The sequence below is a fragment of the Rheinheimera sp. genome (genome assembly GCF_965283995.1).
GTDB lineage: Bacteria > Pseudomonadota > Gammaproteobacteria > Enterobacterales > Alteromonadaceae > Pararheinheimera.
Genome location: NZ_CBDIQG010000001.1, coordinates 2,271,758 through 2,286,755, shown reverse-complemented (window position 1 = coordinate 2,286,755; position 14,998 = coordinate 2,271,758). Strand labels below are relative to the sequence as shown.

15 protein-coding genes are annotated in these 14,998 nt (G+C 53.5%); 9 read left to right on the top strand and 6 right to left on the bottom strand.

Features of this window, described 5'->3' with window-relative positions; genetic code table 11:
- Position 1 precedes the first annotated feature (1 nt).
- The gene (gene ilvN, locus ACQ66Q_RS10405) at positions 2 to 493 is read left to right on the top strand and encodes an acetolactate synthase small subunit (protein ID WP_377245611.1); all 492 of its coding nucleotides are present in this window, start codon (positions 2 to 4) and stop codon (positions 491 to 493) included.
- 66 nt (positions 494 to 559) lie between these two features.
- Here ilvN and ACQ66Q_RS10400 read toward each other — a convergent pair whose 3' ends face one another.
- Entirely contained in the window at positions 560 to 1,846 is a 1,287-nt protein-coding gene (locus ACQ66Q_RS10400) for a cation:proton antiporter (RefSeq protein ID WP_430456729.1), read from the bottom strand.
- A 332-nt stretch (positions 1,847 to 2,178) separates the two neighbouring features.
- Here ACQ66Q_RS10400 and ACQ66Q_RS10395 point away from each other — a divergent pair, with 332 nt between their 5' ends.
- From ACQ66Q_RS10395 to ACQ66Q_RS10385, 3 genes are all read left to right on the top strand, one after another.
- Entirely contained in the window at positions 2,179 to 2,451 is a 273-nt protein-coding gene (locus tag ACQ66Q_RS10395; protein WP_430456728.1) for a hypothetical protein, read from the top strand.
- A gap of 11 nt (positions 2,452 to 2,462) precedes the next feature.
- Complete coding sequence (locus tag ACQ66Q_RS10390; protein WP_430456727.1) at positions 2,463 to 4,412, top strand: hypothetical protein; 1,950 nt, start codon at positions 2,463 to 2,465, stop codon at positions 4,410 to 4,412.
- Positions 4,413 to 4,547: 135 nt separating this feature from the next.
- Positions 4,548 to 5,330, top strand: coding sequence for a peptidylprolyl isomerase (locus ACQ66Q_RS10385; RefSeq protein ID WP_430456726.1), 783 nt, complete (start codon positions 4,548 to 4,550; stop codon positions 5,328 to 5,330).
- Here ACQ66Q_RS10385 and ACQ66Q_RS10380 read toward each other — a convergent pair.
- From ACQ66Q_RS10380 to ACQ66Q_RS10365, 4 genes are all read right to left on the bottom strand, one after another.
- Complete coding sequence (locus tag ACQ66Q_RS10380) at positions 5,262 to 5,507, bottom strand: cysteine-rich CWC family protein (RefSeq protein WP_430456725.1); 246 nt, start codon at positions 5,505 to 5,507, stop codon at positions 5,262 to 5,264. The genes ACQ66Q_RS10385 and ACQ66Q_RS10380 overlap by 69 nt on opposite strands.
- Positions 5,508 to 5,521: 14 nt before the next feature.
- Positions 5,522 to 6,148, bottom strand: coding sequence for a GntR family transcriptional regulator (locus ACQ66Q_RS10375; RefSeq protein ID WP_430456724.1), 627 nt, complete (start codon positions 6,146 to 6,148; stop codon positions 5,522 to 5,524).
- Positions 6,145 to 7,365 carry a benzoate/H(+) symporter BenE family transporter gene (locus ACQ66Q_RS10370; RefSeq protein ID WP_430456723.1) on the bottom strand — a complete coding sequence of 407 codons (1,221 nt, stop codon included), beginning with the start codon at positions 7,363 to 7,365 and terminating at the stop codon, positions 6,145 to 6,147. Before ACQ66Q_RS10370 ends, ACQ66Q_RS10375 begins: the two co-directional genes overlap by 4 nt.
- A gap of 69 nt (positions 7,366 to 7,434) precedes the next feature.
- Positions 7,435 to 7,683 (bottom strand): GNAT family N-acetyltransferase, encoded by a 249-nt coding sequence (locus ACQ66Q_RS10365; protein ID WP_430456722.1) that lies wholly within the window; start codon positions 7,681 to 7,683, stop codon positions 7,435 to 7,437.
- A gap of 105 nt (positions 7,684 to 7,788) precedes the next feature.
- On the opposite strand from ACQ66Q_RS10365, the gene ACQ66Q_RS10360 reads away from it, so the two are divergent.
- The 5 genes from ACQ66Q_RS10360 to ACQ66Q_RS10340 all read left to right on the top strand — a co-directional run bounded on the left by ACQ66Q_RS10360 (position 7,789) and on the right by ACQ66Q_RS10340 (position 14,403).
- Positions 7,789 to 10,548 carry a tetratricopeptide repeat protein gene (locus ACQ66Q_RS10360; protein ID WP_430456721.1) on the top strand — a complete coding sequence of 920 codons (2,760 nt, stop codon included), beginning with the start codon at positions 7,789 to 7,791 and terminating at the stop codon, positions 10,546 to 10,548.
- 250 nt (positions 10,549 to 10,798) lie between these two features.
- Positions 10,799 to 11,863, top strand: coding sequence for a collagen-binding domain-containing protein (locus tag ACQ66Q_RS10355; RefSeq protein WP_430456720.1), 1,065 nt, complete (start codon positions 10,799 to 10,801; stop codon positions 11,861 to 11,863).
- Between the two features lie 218 nt (positions 11,864 to 12,081).
- Complete coding sequence (gene purT, locus ACQ66Q_RS10350; protein WP_430456719.1) at positions 12,082 to 13,266, top strand: formate-dependent phosphoribosylglycinamide formyltransferase; 1,185 nt, start codon at positions 12,082 to 12,084, stop codon at positions 13,264 to 13,266.
- Between the two features lie 134 nt (positions 13,267 to 13,400).
- Positions 13,401 to 14,099, top strand: a complete 699-nt coding sequence (locus ACQ66Q_RS10345) for an AAA family ATPase (protein ID WP_208932955.1) — start codon at positions 13,401 to 13,403, stop codon at positions 14,097 to 14,099.
- On the top strand, positions 14,056 to 14,403 hold the full coding sequence (locus tag ACQ66Q_RS10340) for a ribbon-helix-helix domain-containing protein (RefSeq protein ID WP_430456718.1): 348 nt from the start codon (positions 14,056 to 14,058) through the stop codon (positions 14,401 to 14,403). Before ACQ66Q_RS10345 ends, ACQ66Q_RS10340 begins: the two co-directional genes overlap by 44 nt.
- A 149-nt stretch (positions 14,404 to 14,552) precedes the next feature.
- On the opposite strand, the gene ACQ66Q_RS10335 is transcribed toward ACQ66Q_RS10340, so the two are convergent.
- A complete protein-coding gene (locus tag ACQ66Q_RS10335) occupies positions 14,553 to 14,912 on the bottom strand; it encodes a hypothetical protein (RefSeq protein ID WP_430456717.1) in 360 nt (119 codons plus the stop codon).
- Positions 14,913 to 14,998 lie beyond the last annotated feature (86 nt).

The window sequence follows — 14,998 nt, the reverse complement described above, 5'->3', positions numbered from 1 at the left end:
CATGCGCCATATTATTGCGGTATTGCTGGAAAACGAATCCGGCGCCTTAGCCCGTGTGGTGGGTTTGTTTGCCCAGCGCGGTTACAACATTGACTCGCTGACGGTCGCGGCAACGGAAGACCCGACCATGTCACGGCTGACGCTGGTGACGCGGGGTGATGATCAGGTCATCGAACAAATCACCAAACAGCTGCACAAGCTGATTGAAGTGGTCAAACTGGTCGATTTGAGCGAAAGCGCGCATATCGAACGTGAACTGATGATGGTGAAAGTTAAAGCCAGCGGCGATCAACGCGAAGAAGTGAAGCGCTGCGCTGATATCTTCCGCGGCCAAATCATCGACGTCTCGCCAACCACCTACACCATTCAGGTGGTCGGCACGTCGGACAAACTGGAAGCCTTTATTGAAGCGATGTGCAACACACAGATTCTGGAAGTGGTTCGCACCGGCGTATCTGGCATCTCGCGGGGCGAAAAAGCGCTGTCGCTCTGAACAAAGCACAACTGAAAAAGCCGGCGAAAACGCCGGCTTTTTGTTATTTGATGAGTGCGATTGCCGTTACTCAGTCTTCAGCGCCGCATTTAAAGGCGGTACCGGCGGTTTGTTATCCGGTTTGGCCATATGCCGGCCATACACTAAATGGAACAGCGGCGAGGCCATCAACGTGGTGACAATCGCCATCAGCACCATAATGGAGAACAAGCCTTGTTCGATCACACCATACTTGAGTGCAATGTTGATGATGATGAGCTCCATCAGGCCACGGGCATTCATCAGCGCACCAACCGCCATCGCAGTGCGGTTATCCGCACCACCAATGCGGGCAGCCGCCCAGCAGGCCACGCCTTTGGCAAAAATAGATGCCGCCAGAATAGTTAACGCGATCATCATCACATCAGCCGATGCCAGCACATTCAGCTGCGTTTTCAGCCCTGAATAGGTGAAGAACATTGGCAGTAACACAAACACTGTCACTTTTTGCAGCCGCGCGGTGACGAGTTCAGTCAGCTTGCCACGAGGCATGGCGATACCGAGCAGGAAACCACCAAATACCGCATGCAAACCAACCCATTCCATCGCATAGGCCGAAATCGAAAACAGCACCAGCACTAACAATAACTGTGCAGCTGTCAGCACACCGGTGTGCTCAACTTTATCCGCCAACGGCTGCAGCCAGCCCCGCACTTTAGTCAGCATCAGACTGGCATAGAGCACACCGCCGACCGCCGCTTTAATTGCCAGCAGACTGCCCCCGCCAAAGCTGGCCAGCACAACAGCCATCACAACCCAGGCCGCCGCATCATCAATAGCGCCGGCAGCCAGTGCCAGAGTGCCCAGAGCAGTGCCGGCAAGACCGCGTTCATAAATAATCCGCGCCAACATCGGGAACGCGGTGATTGCTATCGCAGCGCCCATAAACAAGGCAGCGTTGGCATAGGAGATATTGGCAGCAAACAAACCCGGTTCTTCCAGCAGCCACAGACACAGCAGCGCGCCGACACCAAAGGGCACTAACATACCCGCGAGACTGACGCCTATCGCACTGCGGGCATTTTTCCGAAACAACTGCGTATTAAATTCCAGTCCCACCAGAAACATGTACAAACCGACGCCGAGCTGCGCGCCGAAATACAGAATGGACATGGTCTCGGGAATAAAAATGCTTTTTTGCAGATCTGGCCAGAACAGACCAAATAATGACGGGCCTAACACCACACCGGCGATCATTTCGCCAACCACTTTCGGCTGACCGATAAACTTGGCCAAATAACCAAATACCTGTGCGGCCACAATAATCAGGGCTAGCTGCGGCAAAAACGCCAGCGCTAAATCGACGTAACTCATCTGCTGTACTCTCTTTATCTATCGATAATACTGACTTGAAGGTGTTGTGGGTGATGTTTGCCGATCATCGTGTCAGTGTCTTTGCACTGATCTTTACATTGGCCACCAACATACAGATCAGCATTCTGCGCCGCAAGCGCGAAAATCAGCCCAAGTTTTAAGTAATTGATTTCCATTTGAACAATATGTCGCGGAACCAACCAGCCCTGCATCCATCATTTTGTTTCTAGATCGCCAACAAATTTCCCCGGCGCCCTTAAAGATCCGCTGGGCAGCGCAGGCCAAATCTGGCATGCTGCAGCCTTTATCGCGCAGCATGGAGACAGCCGGACATGAGTCAGGACAACGGCGATCAACTCGATCAGCAACTGTTATTCGAAGTCATTGAAAATCAACTGGCAGATGGTTACCCGTTGAAAGTAAAAGCAACACTGATGCGCCTCTGTATGACCGGTCATAGCCGGGAAGATGCATTAGAATTAATCGCCTGCGCCTTAGCACCGGAAATGTTTGCCGTCGTTGAACAACAGCAGGAATTTAATCTGCCACGTTACGAAGCACATTTGGACCTGCTGCCGCAAACCCCCTGGATTGAGCAAGACTGAGCCTGCCCCCGTTGAAACTATTGCGCTGGCATGCGACTGCCACCCTGTTTTGTTTGTGCTGGTTGCTCAGTGGCTGCCAGCAAACGCCTACCGCCGCGAAGATCGCAGTACCGCCAGCCGGTCAGTTGTGGGTCCGCACCGCCGAAACACTGCCTGCTGCCAGCGCGCTCCCCCCCTATGAAGATTTATATCTGAGTTTTTTAGCCAGCAAACAAGTGCACCTCAGCGCCCAAAGCTGGCGCCAGATGCAGGACCAGTTGATGCGCACCGACATCAGCCAATGCCTGACTTTGCCCTGGCTGGAATGGCAACGGCAAAATCTGCTGAATCTGGCCTTTTACCGGCTGGCATTAAACTGTTATCAAGAACATCAACAACCGGAGCAACAGCGCAAATTTCTGGCTTACCAGAGTTACCTGCGCGATGGCATCCTGCGCAGTGGCAATGGCAAAGCCAGTTTCTCCGCCTGGCGGATCAGTACTTTTGCCGACGCACACGAATTACTCGGCCTGCTTGGCATGCAAATGCAGGATTATCATGCCGTGCTCGGCGCTTCCGGCAACAGCATGCATTACGAAGTGCATGCCTATGACCCTGCCGATAATCAGCTCAAAGTCGTATTTTTTGAAAACCAGCGTTACCTGCACGCCATTGACGGCTTGCCTTTTCCTTTTGTCGGGTTGGTGGATGGCTGGCGCAAAGAATTATTGCCTGAAGGGGCCAAAAGCAATCCGGCGATGATGGTCGCACTGGCCAGCGTGCTGGCAGAAGAAGGCAAATATGCCGAGGCCGAACGTTATTTATTAACTGCGATTGGGCAAGGCTCTCTGCAAGCCAGAGTGTCGCTGGCAGAGCTGAGTTTATTGCCCGGCATCACCTTGCAAACTAGCAAAGGACAATGCCTGGGCTGGCTGACGGATGCAGCCGATCAGGATTATATCCCGGCACTGCAGCTGTTGAATTTACTGCACCAGCAGCAACTGACCGGCGGTAAACACCAGCAAGCCAGCCAGGAACTGGTCGCCTATATCAACGAAAAATCCGGACCTGGCCATGCCGAAGTGCAGTTAGCCCGTTACCTGCTGCAAGGCAAACTGGTCAAACGCAACGCTGCCGCCGCGATCACGCAATTGCAGCTTGCCGCCAAAGCAGGCCACCCGGATGCGGCCAGTTTTGCTCTGCTGGCCCAGCTTGAACATCAGCAATTGCCACCCGCGACAGCAACAGCACAACTGAAACAACTGGCAGAACAAGGCAGTACCACCGCTGCATACCTGTATGTGTCTGATCTGATGCAACAGGCTGATTTATCCGCAGAGCAGCGCCAACAGGCACAGCAATTGTTACGTCAGGCGATGCTGTCATTTCATCCGGAAGCATTTTATTTGTATGGGTATGGCCTGGAACGCCAATGGTTCAGCGAACCGGGCCGCACTGCAGCGGATTATTACCGGCAGGCTGCGGAGCGCTACTTTGGCCGCGCGATGCTGAAACTCGGCAATATGTACCGCGATGGCGATCAGGTTGCGGCCGATCCGCAGCAAGCCAGTCGCTGGTTTTTTCTATGTACCCGTCAGGGTGTGGCGGCTTGCGCTTTCCATGCCGGCGTGATGTTGGATGATGGTGAAGGTATTCCTGCAGATCCGGCCGGTGCTGTGCGTTTTTATAGCTTTGGCGCTGAACAAGGCTATGCGCCGGCGCTCAACCGGTTGGCATTACTCTATCTGTTTGGTAAAGGCACCAAAGCGGACCCGGCCAAAGCCGTCGATCTGCTGCAACAAGCCGCCGGCAAAGGCAGCATCAGCGCCAGTTATTATCTGGGCCTGCTGTATTTTGAAGGGAAAGTCGTCAGCCGCAACCTGAATAAAGCCCACCAGTATTTTGAACAGGCACGCGAACATCCGAACGCCCGTCATTATCTGGACAACTGGCAACAACTAAGCACACAGCCGGCAAAATAGCTGGCTGCCTGAATCACCGCTTTGGTGCGGATTACAGCATTCTGTAGTCAATTCGTCACTAAATGTAATGCTGCTCGCGGTGGCAATCGGCCGTCAGTTAAGCTGATGGTCATTTCTTGATGGAGAGAACCCCTGATGTCAAAGATCCTGCGCCCGCTGCCGCTCGCCGCGTTATTAACTTCTATGTGTATTGCCCAGCCTGCGCTTGCGACTGTAGTTTTGGTGAAAACCAGCCTGGGTAATTTTGAAGTAAATTTGTTTGACCAGACGACGCCGGCCACTGTGACGAACTTCCTCAGTTACGTCAAAGCCGGTAGCTACAACGGTACTTTTATCCACCGCAGCGAACCCGGTTTTGTGATCCAGGGTGGCGGTTTTAAATACAGCGGTAACAATGCGTCGCCTTTTAGCGCTGTTGCCCAACAAGCACCGGTGCGCAACGAACCAAAATGGTCAAACGTTCGCGCCACAATCGCCATGGCCAAAGTTGCCGGCGATCCAAACAGTGCAACCAATCAGTGGTTTATCAATCTGGCCGACAACAGCGGCGGCAACCCGCAACTGGATCTGCAAAACGCTGGTTTTACTGTGTTTGGCCAAATCACCGGCAACGGCATGGAAATAGTCGATGCGATCGCCGCGTTACCAAACAAACTCAATGCCAGTTTTAACGGGGTGCCACTGCGCAATTACACCAGTGCTGATGCCACAGCCCAACGTGCAGTGACGCAGGACAACCTAGTGTTGATTGAAAGCATCAGCGTGGTGAACAGCGAAGTGAACAGCGCAAGCAGCCTGAATCCCAAAGCCAACACCGCCATTCTGCAGCAACAAACGAACAGTGGCAGCTCAGGCGGAGCCTTTGGCTTTGTACTGCTGGGCCTCGGCGCTTTGCTGGCTGTCGCCCGCCGCCGTTAATTCGGTCAGGCACGCCGGACAATAACAGACCGCAGCTTCCGCTGCGGTTTTGTTTATTGCCAGCGGCAATAGCGGCAGCTGCCGGCACCAACAATCCGTGGCGCCGCTGACCACCGCACACTGATTCGGCCGGCCGCAGCGCGGGCATATCGAAGCATTCACTTGTGGATCAATCATCGTTTGCTCCTGATTCATACCAGTGCCAGATGTTGTTGTAACGTCGTCGCAGCGTCGGCAATATGCCGTTGCAATAATGCCACGGCCTGCTCCGGCTGGTTGTCCCGTAACAACTGCAGCAGTTGTTGATGCTCGGCAGCACTTTGTGCAGCATAGCCCAGACTAACCTGCTGAAAACCCAGATACATTTCCACTTTCAAATGCAGCTGCTGCAGCAACTGCAATAACGTCGGCATTGCACAGGGCTGATACAGTAACTGATGAAACTGCCAGTTCAGCTCGCCATGGCGCAAAGGATCGGTTCCCGCCTGCGCTGCCGCGCGCAGACAATCTTCTGCCGCCCCCAGAATAGCAAAATTCAGTTGCGGGATCGCCAGACGCAGTGCCAGCGGCTCCAGTTGCTGACGGATCAGACACAGCTCCTGTGCTTCCGCTGCTGACAGTGGCGGGACCATCAGGCTGGCTTTGCCGGCACTGACCAACCAGCCTTCAGCCGTAAGACGGGCCAGCGCGTCACGCACCGGAATGCGGCTGGTCTGATAGTAGTCTGCAAGGGTTTGCTGTTTCAGCGGTCGGCCCTGCGGCCAAATCCGGCGGCGGATATCATCACGGATCTGCAGATACAATTCGGCTTTATTCATCGCACCCGCCACCGTTGCAACACTAACACCAACACCCCAAGCACCAGCCCCCAGAATGCCGATGCGATGCCAAAGAAGCTGACACCCGACGCAGTCAGTAAAAACGTCAACATTGCCGCCTCCCGATAAGGTCCGTCGTTGCTGACGACAGATAAATTTGAGGCAATAGTAACCAGCAATGCCAGCCCGGCCACTACCGCCACCAGTGCCGGCGGAAAGGCTAAAAACAAGGCAACAATAGTCGACCCGGCCAAACCGGTCAGCAGATAAAAAATGCCGGCGGCAATCCCGGCGCGATAGCGTGAAGCTGGATCCGGATGCGCTTCCGGCCCACTACAAATAGCGGCAGTGATCGCGGCCAGATTGATAGAAAAATTGCCAAACGGCGCGGTAACCAGCGTCAATAAGCCGGTCGCCGTTAAGATTGGCGACACCGGCGTCTGATAGCCCTGACTGCGCAGTACCGCAAGGCCTGGCACGTTTTGCGACGACATCGTGACCAGAAATAGCGGCAAGCCGACACCCAGCAGTGCCTGCCAGTTCCACGCCGGCCACACCCACTCCAGCTGCACCAATGCAGGTTCAAGCTGTTGCACCGACCACTCGCCGCGCAACAAGGTGAACACCACGCCAGCCAGCAACACCAGCGGAATGCTGTAACGTGGCCAAAAGCGCCGGCTTAACACAAACAGCACCACGCTGCCGATCACCAGCAGCGGCGCTTGCGGTAAATGCCGAAAAATACCCAGGCCAAACTGCAGCAAAATGCCGGCGAGCATGGCGGCAGCAAGGGGAAGCGGTAACGCTCTGGTCACGCGATCAAACCAGCCGGACAGGCCCAATAACAACGTCAGTAACGCACTGAACATAAACACACCGACGGCCTCCGCCAGGCTGTAGCCGGTCAGACTGGTCGCCAGCAAAGCGGCACCTGGTGTCGACCACGCCGTTAAAACCGGCGCTTTAAAGTACCAGGAGAAGCCGATGCAGGTCACACCCATAGCAAAACCAAGGATGCCAATCCAGCTGGCGATTTGTGCCGCATTTGCACCCGCAGCGGCCGCGGCCTGAAACACAATCGCCACCGAACTGGCAAAGCCAACCAGCACAGCGACAAAACCTGCCACCCAGTGCGAGCCGCTCCAACCAGCAGGCAGCGCCCCCCCCTGTAGTGACGACTCATTCGGTGGGTCTTGATGTGGTTGTGGTCGGGTCATCAGCTGCTGCCTTCTTTAAATTTGCATACACTATATAAATTTGTATACATTTTTCAAAAAATGCAAGTTTTATAGCGCCCGCGCGACATAACTACAGCTGGCGTGGATCTGCAGCTGCTGTTGTCGCGCCCAGGCCAAAGCTGCCTGGGTCAACAGCGCGGCGATGCCATGCCCGCGCAACTCTGGTGGCACAAAGGTGTGGTAAAAATCGACGGCATGGTGGCCGTTGATCTGCAACAACCGGTAGTCCAGCCGCGCTTCGGCCAGCCCGGTCTGGTAGAGAAAACAACATTGCTGCGGTCGGTGTTCTACCTGCATATCAGTGCTCCTATTTATTCCTTTTGCTGCCGGCGACAGACAAACTTTGCGCATGACAACGCTATCAATTAAAGTGAGCGTCAGCCCGGCTGTGAAGGAATTGTAATGAAACTGCGTTTACTTGCTGTGATGGTTGCCCTGATGGCGCAACCGGTTTTTGCTGCGGATACTGCAGCAGCTTATTATGAAAAGGCCCGTCAATACAGTCAGCAACAGCAATGGCGTGAAGCAGAGCTGGAACTGCGTAATAGTCTGCAACAAAATCCAGCCTATTTACCGGCCCGGCTGATGCTGGGACAAGTGCTATTAAAGGCCGGCAACTGGAGCAGCGCTGAAAAAGAATTACAGCTCGCGCTGGATGGCGGCGCGGCAACAGAGCCGCTGATTTACGATTTGATACGTGCTTTGCTTGCCCAGCAAAAGTCCAATGAAGTGGCATTTCTGCTGGACCGCTACCCACAGTTCAAAGCACAGCCGGCGTATCAGCTGATGCGTGCCAATCTGCACAAAGCTCAATATCAGTATGAAGAAGCCGCGACGCTGTATCAACAAAGTCTGAGTCAGGCCGATGCAGCGCTCGCCGATGAAATTCGCTTTCAGCTGGCTGAGCTGCACCTGAAACAGCAACAATTTTCACAGATCCCGCCGCTGCTGAGCGCTATCCGCACCGATGGTACTTTTGGTAAAAAAGCACAGTATTTGCAGGCACAACTGTATTTAATCCAACAACAGCGCGACGAGTCGCTGAAGATTTACCAGCAAATGTTGAGCCGCGACGACGGCGATGCCATCGCGCTGCTGGGAAAAGCGCAGGTCCTGCAGCAACAAGGAAAACTAGCTGAGGCATTAAACGCCATCGTCAGTTATCGCGAAAAATACCCGTATAACCCATATGGTCAGTTGATCCACGCCGCACTGATTGGGCTGCAGGGTGATGACAAAGAACAAAACCGGATGTTGCGTCAGGTTCAGATGCAACTGAATAATCTGCCGGAAAACGCCAAAGAACAAGAAGATGTGTTGTTGCTTGCCGCGACGATGGATTTCAGTCAGGAAAAGTTTGAGCAGGCGATCCTGAAACTACGCCGCGCACTGAAATTGTACCCGGCAAACTATCAGGTCCACCAACTGTTAGCGCAGAGTTACCTGCAGCTCGGTGATGCCAAAACAGCGGGCGGCTTCAGCCGGCAGGCGCTGGAACTGAATCCGGCTGATTTTCAACTGTATTTATTAGGCGCCGCCGTCGCTCGGGCCCAGCGTGAACCGGCCACTGAGCTGAAGTTGCTGCAACAAGCCTTTAACGCTTTTCCGCAACAGCCCGAGATCCGCAAAGCTTATGTACAAAGCCTGCTCAGCAATAATCAAAGCGCAGAAGCCCGGCGCTTACTGACTGAACAAGGAGGCAGCAGCCAGCAGGCCGATCTGATCGTACTGGGCTATTTGCAGCTGGAACAAGGCATGCTGAATGAGGCCCGCCAGACCGCCGCTGATTTACTACAAAGCGACCAGTCTAAGGTAGAAATTTTCCAGTTGGCCGGTGATGTCGCAGCCAAATCCGCAGATGCGGGCCTTGCCAGACAGTTCTTTCAGCAGGCGCTGACACTGGATGCAAACTACAAACCCAGTCTGTTATCACTGGCGAGTCTGGCCTTGCAACAGCAGGACTGGAACAGCGCGATGCAGGCCTACCGTACGCTGCTGCAAAAAGACGCTGCCGACCCTTTGGTGTTGCAGCTGATGGCCGACGCCGCGCTACGCCTCGGTAAAGCGCCGGATGCTATTCATTATTTACAACAGCTGGATCAACAGGATTTGAAACTGGTGCCGGCGCGAATGGCACTGCTGGAACTGTATCTGCAAACCAATGCGTTAGCAGAGGCCAAAGCACTGGCTGAACAGCTGACAGAACAAACAGATATCAGCACTGACCTGTATTTTGCCAAAGCACGGCTGGCGTTGCAGCAGCAGGATTTAGCCGAAGCAAAACGCCTCAGCGAGATCCTGTATGGCCTCTGGTACGATCAATCCTGGCGTCTGCGTGACCTTGCCGATTTGCAACTGCGTAGTCAGGACAACAGCGGTGTGGCCAAAACGCTGACCCGGCTACAGGCACTGGATGTCGATGAAGCCAGTATCGGTTTGTTGCAGGCAAGGCTGGCGCTACTGGAACAGCGTTTTGCTGACGGCATGAAGTTGCTGCAAAAACTGCAAAGCAGTCTGGGCCAGCAACCTGCATTTGCCGAACTGAAAGCACATTTCCATCTGGCGCAAGGTCAGGATCAGGCCGCTGCGGCGCTACTGATCCCGCTGTTCAAACAATCCGGCGATCAACGCCATCTACTGCTGTTACTGCGTGCTCAGCGCCAGGATCCCGCAGCCATTCAGCAACTGCTTCGCGACTGGTTAAGCCAGCATCCGACCGATTTAAGCGCAACGATGTTATTGGCGGAGCAACTGGAATTGGCAGGGCTGCCAGACCAGGCCCGGACCTTGTATCAGCAAAGCCCGCTACTGGACAGCCAGGCCGTGCTGCAAAACAATCTGGCGGTATTGCTGTTTGATACCGATCCGCAACAGGCATTAAAACTGGCACAGAAAGCCCATCAGGCGATGCCGGAACAGCCGGATATTCTCGATACTTATGGCTATGCGCTGGTCAAAGCGGGGCAAGCTGAGCAGGGACTCGGCGTATTACGTGACGCCGAGATCCGCCAGCCCAATTCAACTCTGCTGCAGCTGCATATTGCGGCAGCGCTGCAGCAACTAAAAAGGCCGGAAGAAGCGCAGGCTATCCTGCTCCAACTCAAAGACCGCACACTCAATGCCGCAGAACAACAGTTGTTGCGGCAATTAGAGAAAAACTAAAATAGGCACAGTCAGTAAAGAAATGTTCTGAACTGGCTGAATTCACCAGAGAACACTAGGTTCTGTTGCCTATTCTTTGACGAATATATTGAATTAGCATGATCTTATATTATTGATCATTATCAATAATATATTTGAAAAGCAGCTGGTAAGCTGATTCACGAAAATTTCAAAAAGACAGCGTTGTCAAAAGCAGGTCTGATCAGGTATCATTGCGCAAATTTTCAGCAGCATTTTGCAGGAGTCTGCGATGAAGTTAGCAGTTGTGTTAAGTCTGGTTGCGGCCAGCCTGTGCAGTATGGCCAGTCAGGCCGGTGGTATCAGTCTGGGTCAGGCTGCAAACTACAACGTATTTGTGAAAGAAAACTTCAGTGCCAGCTCCTCTGATACTGAAGGCGCTGCAGCCATTGGCGGTAATTTACTGGTCAACGGCGGTTACGACTTTGGTTACGTCAACAGCAGCGCGCCAGCGACAGTCACAGTGGGTGGCAATGTGGTGAAATCTGGCGAGGGTTACCTGAATGTGTATGACGGCGCCGCCAACACTAAACTCGGTGATCTGGTCTACGGTGGCAGTTACACCGTCAGCAAAGGTGGAGTGGGCTCCGCATCCACCACCAAAGCACCTTCCAGTGTTGATTTCAACAGTGCTTTTACCCATCTGAACAAGCTGTCAGACGAACTGGCGGCGAAAACCACCCCAGCCGTTGGCGTCAACCGCAATACCCAGGACGGTGTACTGGTGTTTACGCCAGCCAAAGTCACGACTGATAACGTGTATGTCTTTAACGTCACTCAGGACGATCTGAACCAATTCCATACAATCCGCGTCGACAATGCCAACATCAGCAAAGATGCTTTAATCGTGTTCAATATGAGCAACCCAAACGGTACTCAGGCCAAAAACTGGACACCACAAGCTAAATGCGCCGTCGGCCAGAAAGATTGTATGTCCCTGACGCAGGTTCGTTATGAAGTGGGCGCGCTGAACAGTAATAGCCCGGCCATCGCCAACCACGTGCTGTTCAATTTCAACGGAATCAATGATCTGCGCATCTCATCTTCTGTCTACGGCTCGATTCTGGCGCCTAAAGCGGCTGTATCTACCGAATGGGGTGTGATTTGGGGTCAGGTGATGGCGAAATCCTGGAGCGGTAATCAGCAAGTGAACTGGTCACCATTAGACATTCCGCCAGGTGGCAACACCAGCGTCAGCGCTCCGCACCCGACCGCGTTGTTACTGCTGCTCCCTGCCCTGTTTTGGTTCCGCCGCCGCACTGGCACGCGTCTGCCACAGGTCGCTATGGCCAGCTAAACTGGCCTCTGAGTCACCATCAAACGGACCTGTCGGTCCGTTTTTTTCTGCATTATTCATGACATATCAACTCGGCAGGCGCCATTTTGGGCAGCGGCCTAACCCAATGTGTGGCGGCAAGCAACGAAATGCGGCAAACACCGCAATAAAGGTTGAAAAACCCAGCCTGATCAGTAATCTGAAGCCCATAGCCGAAGCAATGAACATCGAGAATAATCATGCCGATGATTGGAACTCCCGGCAGCCCGCGCAGCACCAAAGTGTTGCTGTTGGGCTGTGGTGAACTGGGTAAAGAAGTTTGCCTGGAACTGAAACGTTATGGCTGTGAAGTGATCGCCGCCGACCGCTACCCCAATGCACCGGCAATGCAGGTCGCCGATCGTCATTATGTGATTTCAATGCTGGATGGCGCCGCACTGCGTCAGCTGGTGATCCGCGAAAAACCGCATTTTATCGTGCCGGAAATTGAAGCTATTGCCACCGCCACCCTGCTGGAATTAGAGCAAGAGGGATTTTGCGTGATCCCAAGCGCCCGGGCGGCACACCTGACGATGAACCGGGAAGGCATCCGGCGCTTGGCTGCAGAAGAACTGGCGCTGCCAACGTCCCGATATCGCTTCGCTGACGATCACCCGAGTTATCTGGCCGCCGTTGCTGAAATTGGGTATCCCTGTGTGGTGAAACCAATTATGTCATCGTCCGGCAAAGGCCAGTCGGTGTTGAAAAGCCCAGCAGACCTGCAGCCTGCCTGGTTATATGCCCAGGAAGGCGGCCGTGCCGGTAAAGGCCGGGTGATTGTTGAAGGCTTTGTCGATTTTGATTACGAAATCACCTTGCTGACTGTGCGCACAGCGGATGGTCAGACGCAATTCTGTGAACCTATTGGCCACCGGCAGGAACGAGGCGACTACCGCGAATCCTGGCAACCCCAACAGATGTCAGCTGCAGCACTGGCAAGCGCCCGCGACTATGCCAGCCGCATCACCGCAGCACTGGGAGGCCGTGGTTTATTTGGTGTCGAGCTGTTTGTTAAAGGCGACGATGTTTGGTTTAGCGAAGTATCACCGCGCCCGCATGACACCGGTATGGTCACGCTGATTTCGCAGAATTTATCTGAATTTGCGCTGCATGCCCGTGCGATCCTCGGCCTGCCAATCCCAACAATCCGTCAGTACGGGCCTGCAGCATCCGCTGTGTTATTAGTCGCCGGTCATTCCAACCAGATGCAATATGGCAATCTGGCTGCGGCGCTGAGTGTTCCGGATACCGAATTGCGCTTGTTTGGCAAACCAGAAGTGCAAGGCGAACGGCGTTTAGGCGTTGCACTGGCGCTCGGCGAGACCACCGACCAGGCGGTCACCAAAGCCCTGCACGCGGTCGCGCAGATTAAGGTTCAGTTGTAAAAACAGACGGTGGCTGATTAAGCCGAATTCTCCTACACTGTAAACGGACCGCCTGTTCCGAGGCAGTCTGCACAACCTGCAGTTCTGCAAAAGCAGTGCTGAATTGTTTTGGTCGCGACTAAGAGGGAAGCTCCATGATTTTGTTAGTTGGCGGTGAGAAAGGCGGCAGTGGCAAAAGCTGTCTGGCGCAGAATATCGCGGTGTATTTTTCCAGCCTGAAAAATGCCAATGTCATCCTGGTCGATTGTGACCCGCAACGCACCACATCTGACTGGGTACAGGAGCGCCATTTGTCGCCCCAGGTCCAGTGGATCAATTGCGTACAGATGTACGGGAAAATCCGTTACGAATTAAAGAGTCTTGAGCACCATTATGACTATGTCATCGTCGACTGCGGTGGTCAGGATAGCGTGGCGTTGCGTTCAGCCATGTCAGTTGCCTCCCATGTTCTGTTGCCGCTGCGACCGAAACGGCGCGATCTGAAAACCCTGGAGCATCTGGAAGATCTGGTCAGTAACTGTAACGTGGTCAATCCGGATATGATTGTCGCCTGTGTACTCACGCAGTGCCCTTCACTGCCAAACCAGGGTGGCCGCATTCTGGAAGCAAAAGACGTGGTGCGCTCATTCAGCCTGCGCGTGCTCAACTCAGTCACTTTCAGCCGCAATATTTATGATGACAGTGAAGAAAAAGGCATGTCGGTGATGGATACAGAACCTGACGGTAAAGCCGCCAGTGAAATCAAAGACATCATTCAGGAATTATTGGCAATGAAGGCGATACAAGAAGATGGCATTGACCGATCTGAAAAAAAATTCAACACGATCGAATAAGCACGCTTTTTCCGTCGATGAATTTATTGCCGACGCTGAAAATTATGCGATGGGTAAACCGCAGATTGTCAGTGTCCGCCAGGTTGCCGGCGATGAACTGGAGCCTTTAATCAACAAAGGTCCGATGCGCCATGCGACTTTTACCTTAAGCGAAGAGGCGATCGGCGTGTTGAATCAGCTTAGTCTGGAAACTGGCGTGTCAAAGTCAAAGCTGATCCGCCAGTTGATTCTGAATGTCGACGCGCAAAATCACAGTGTCGTGATCCAAAGCGGTCAGGCGGTCGTGGTCAAGAAGGTCGAATAAATTCGTTAATGGCGGGCTGATGCTGTGCTGTAAAGCGGTCTGGTGACCGCTTTTTTATTCGCTGCGATTGCTGGCATCGACTTTAAATCCCGGAGCCTGGCTTTTGGCAAAACCGATCCGGTTGGTCTGATGCCTGTATCACCAGACGATTAACGTAATCCATGTTCGAATTCTTTGATCGTGCTACAAATCCGGTTTTGGGTTTCGCCAAAAAACAACGGATTAAACTGTTTTTCTTTGCAATACGCCTGATAAAACGTAATCAGTTCAGCCCGGCTTGATGTAATACGTTTCAGTTCTGCTTGCTGTTTCTGTCCAAGCTCCGCCGAAAAACTGGCAAATCGTGCATCGATAGTGCGCAGGACCTGCTCACCATGTACCTGGCTGGCATTGCCTGCAGTTTCTGCAAACAGACCGTATAGCTGGTCTTTGTAAGGTTTTAACCGCGGATGATCAGAAAAAGTTGCAACCAGCAAGATTGCTACAACGACCCACAAAAATTTCTTCATACTGCCCCCACATTGTTTAACAGCCATTCTACGCCGATCAGAACGTCTGACAACAGGCAAAACCCAGCTGCACACGACGTTTACAT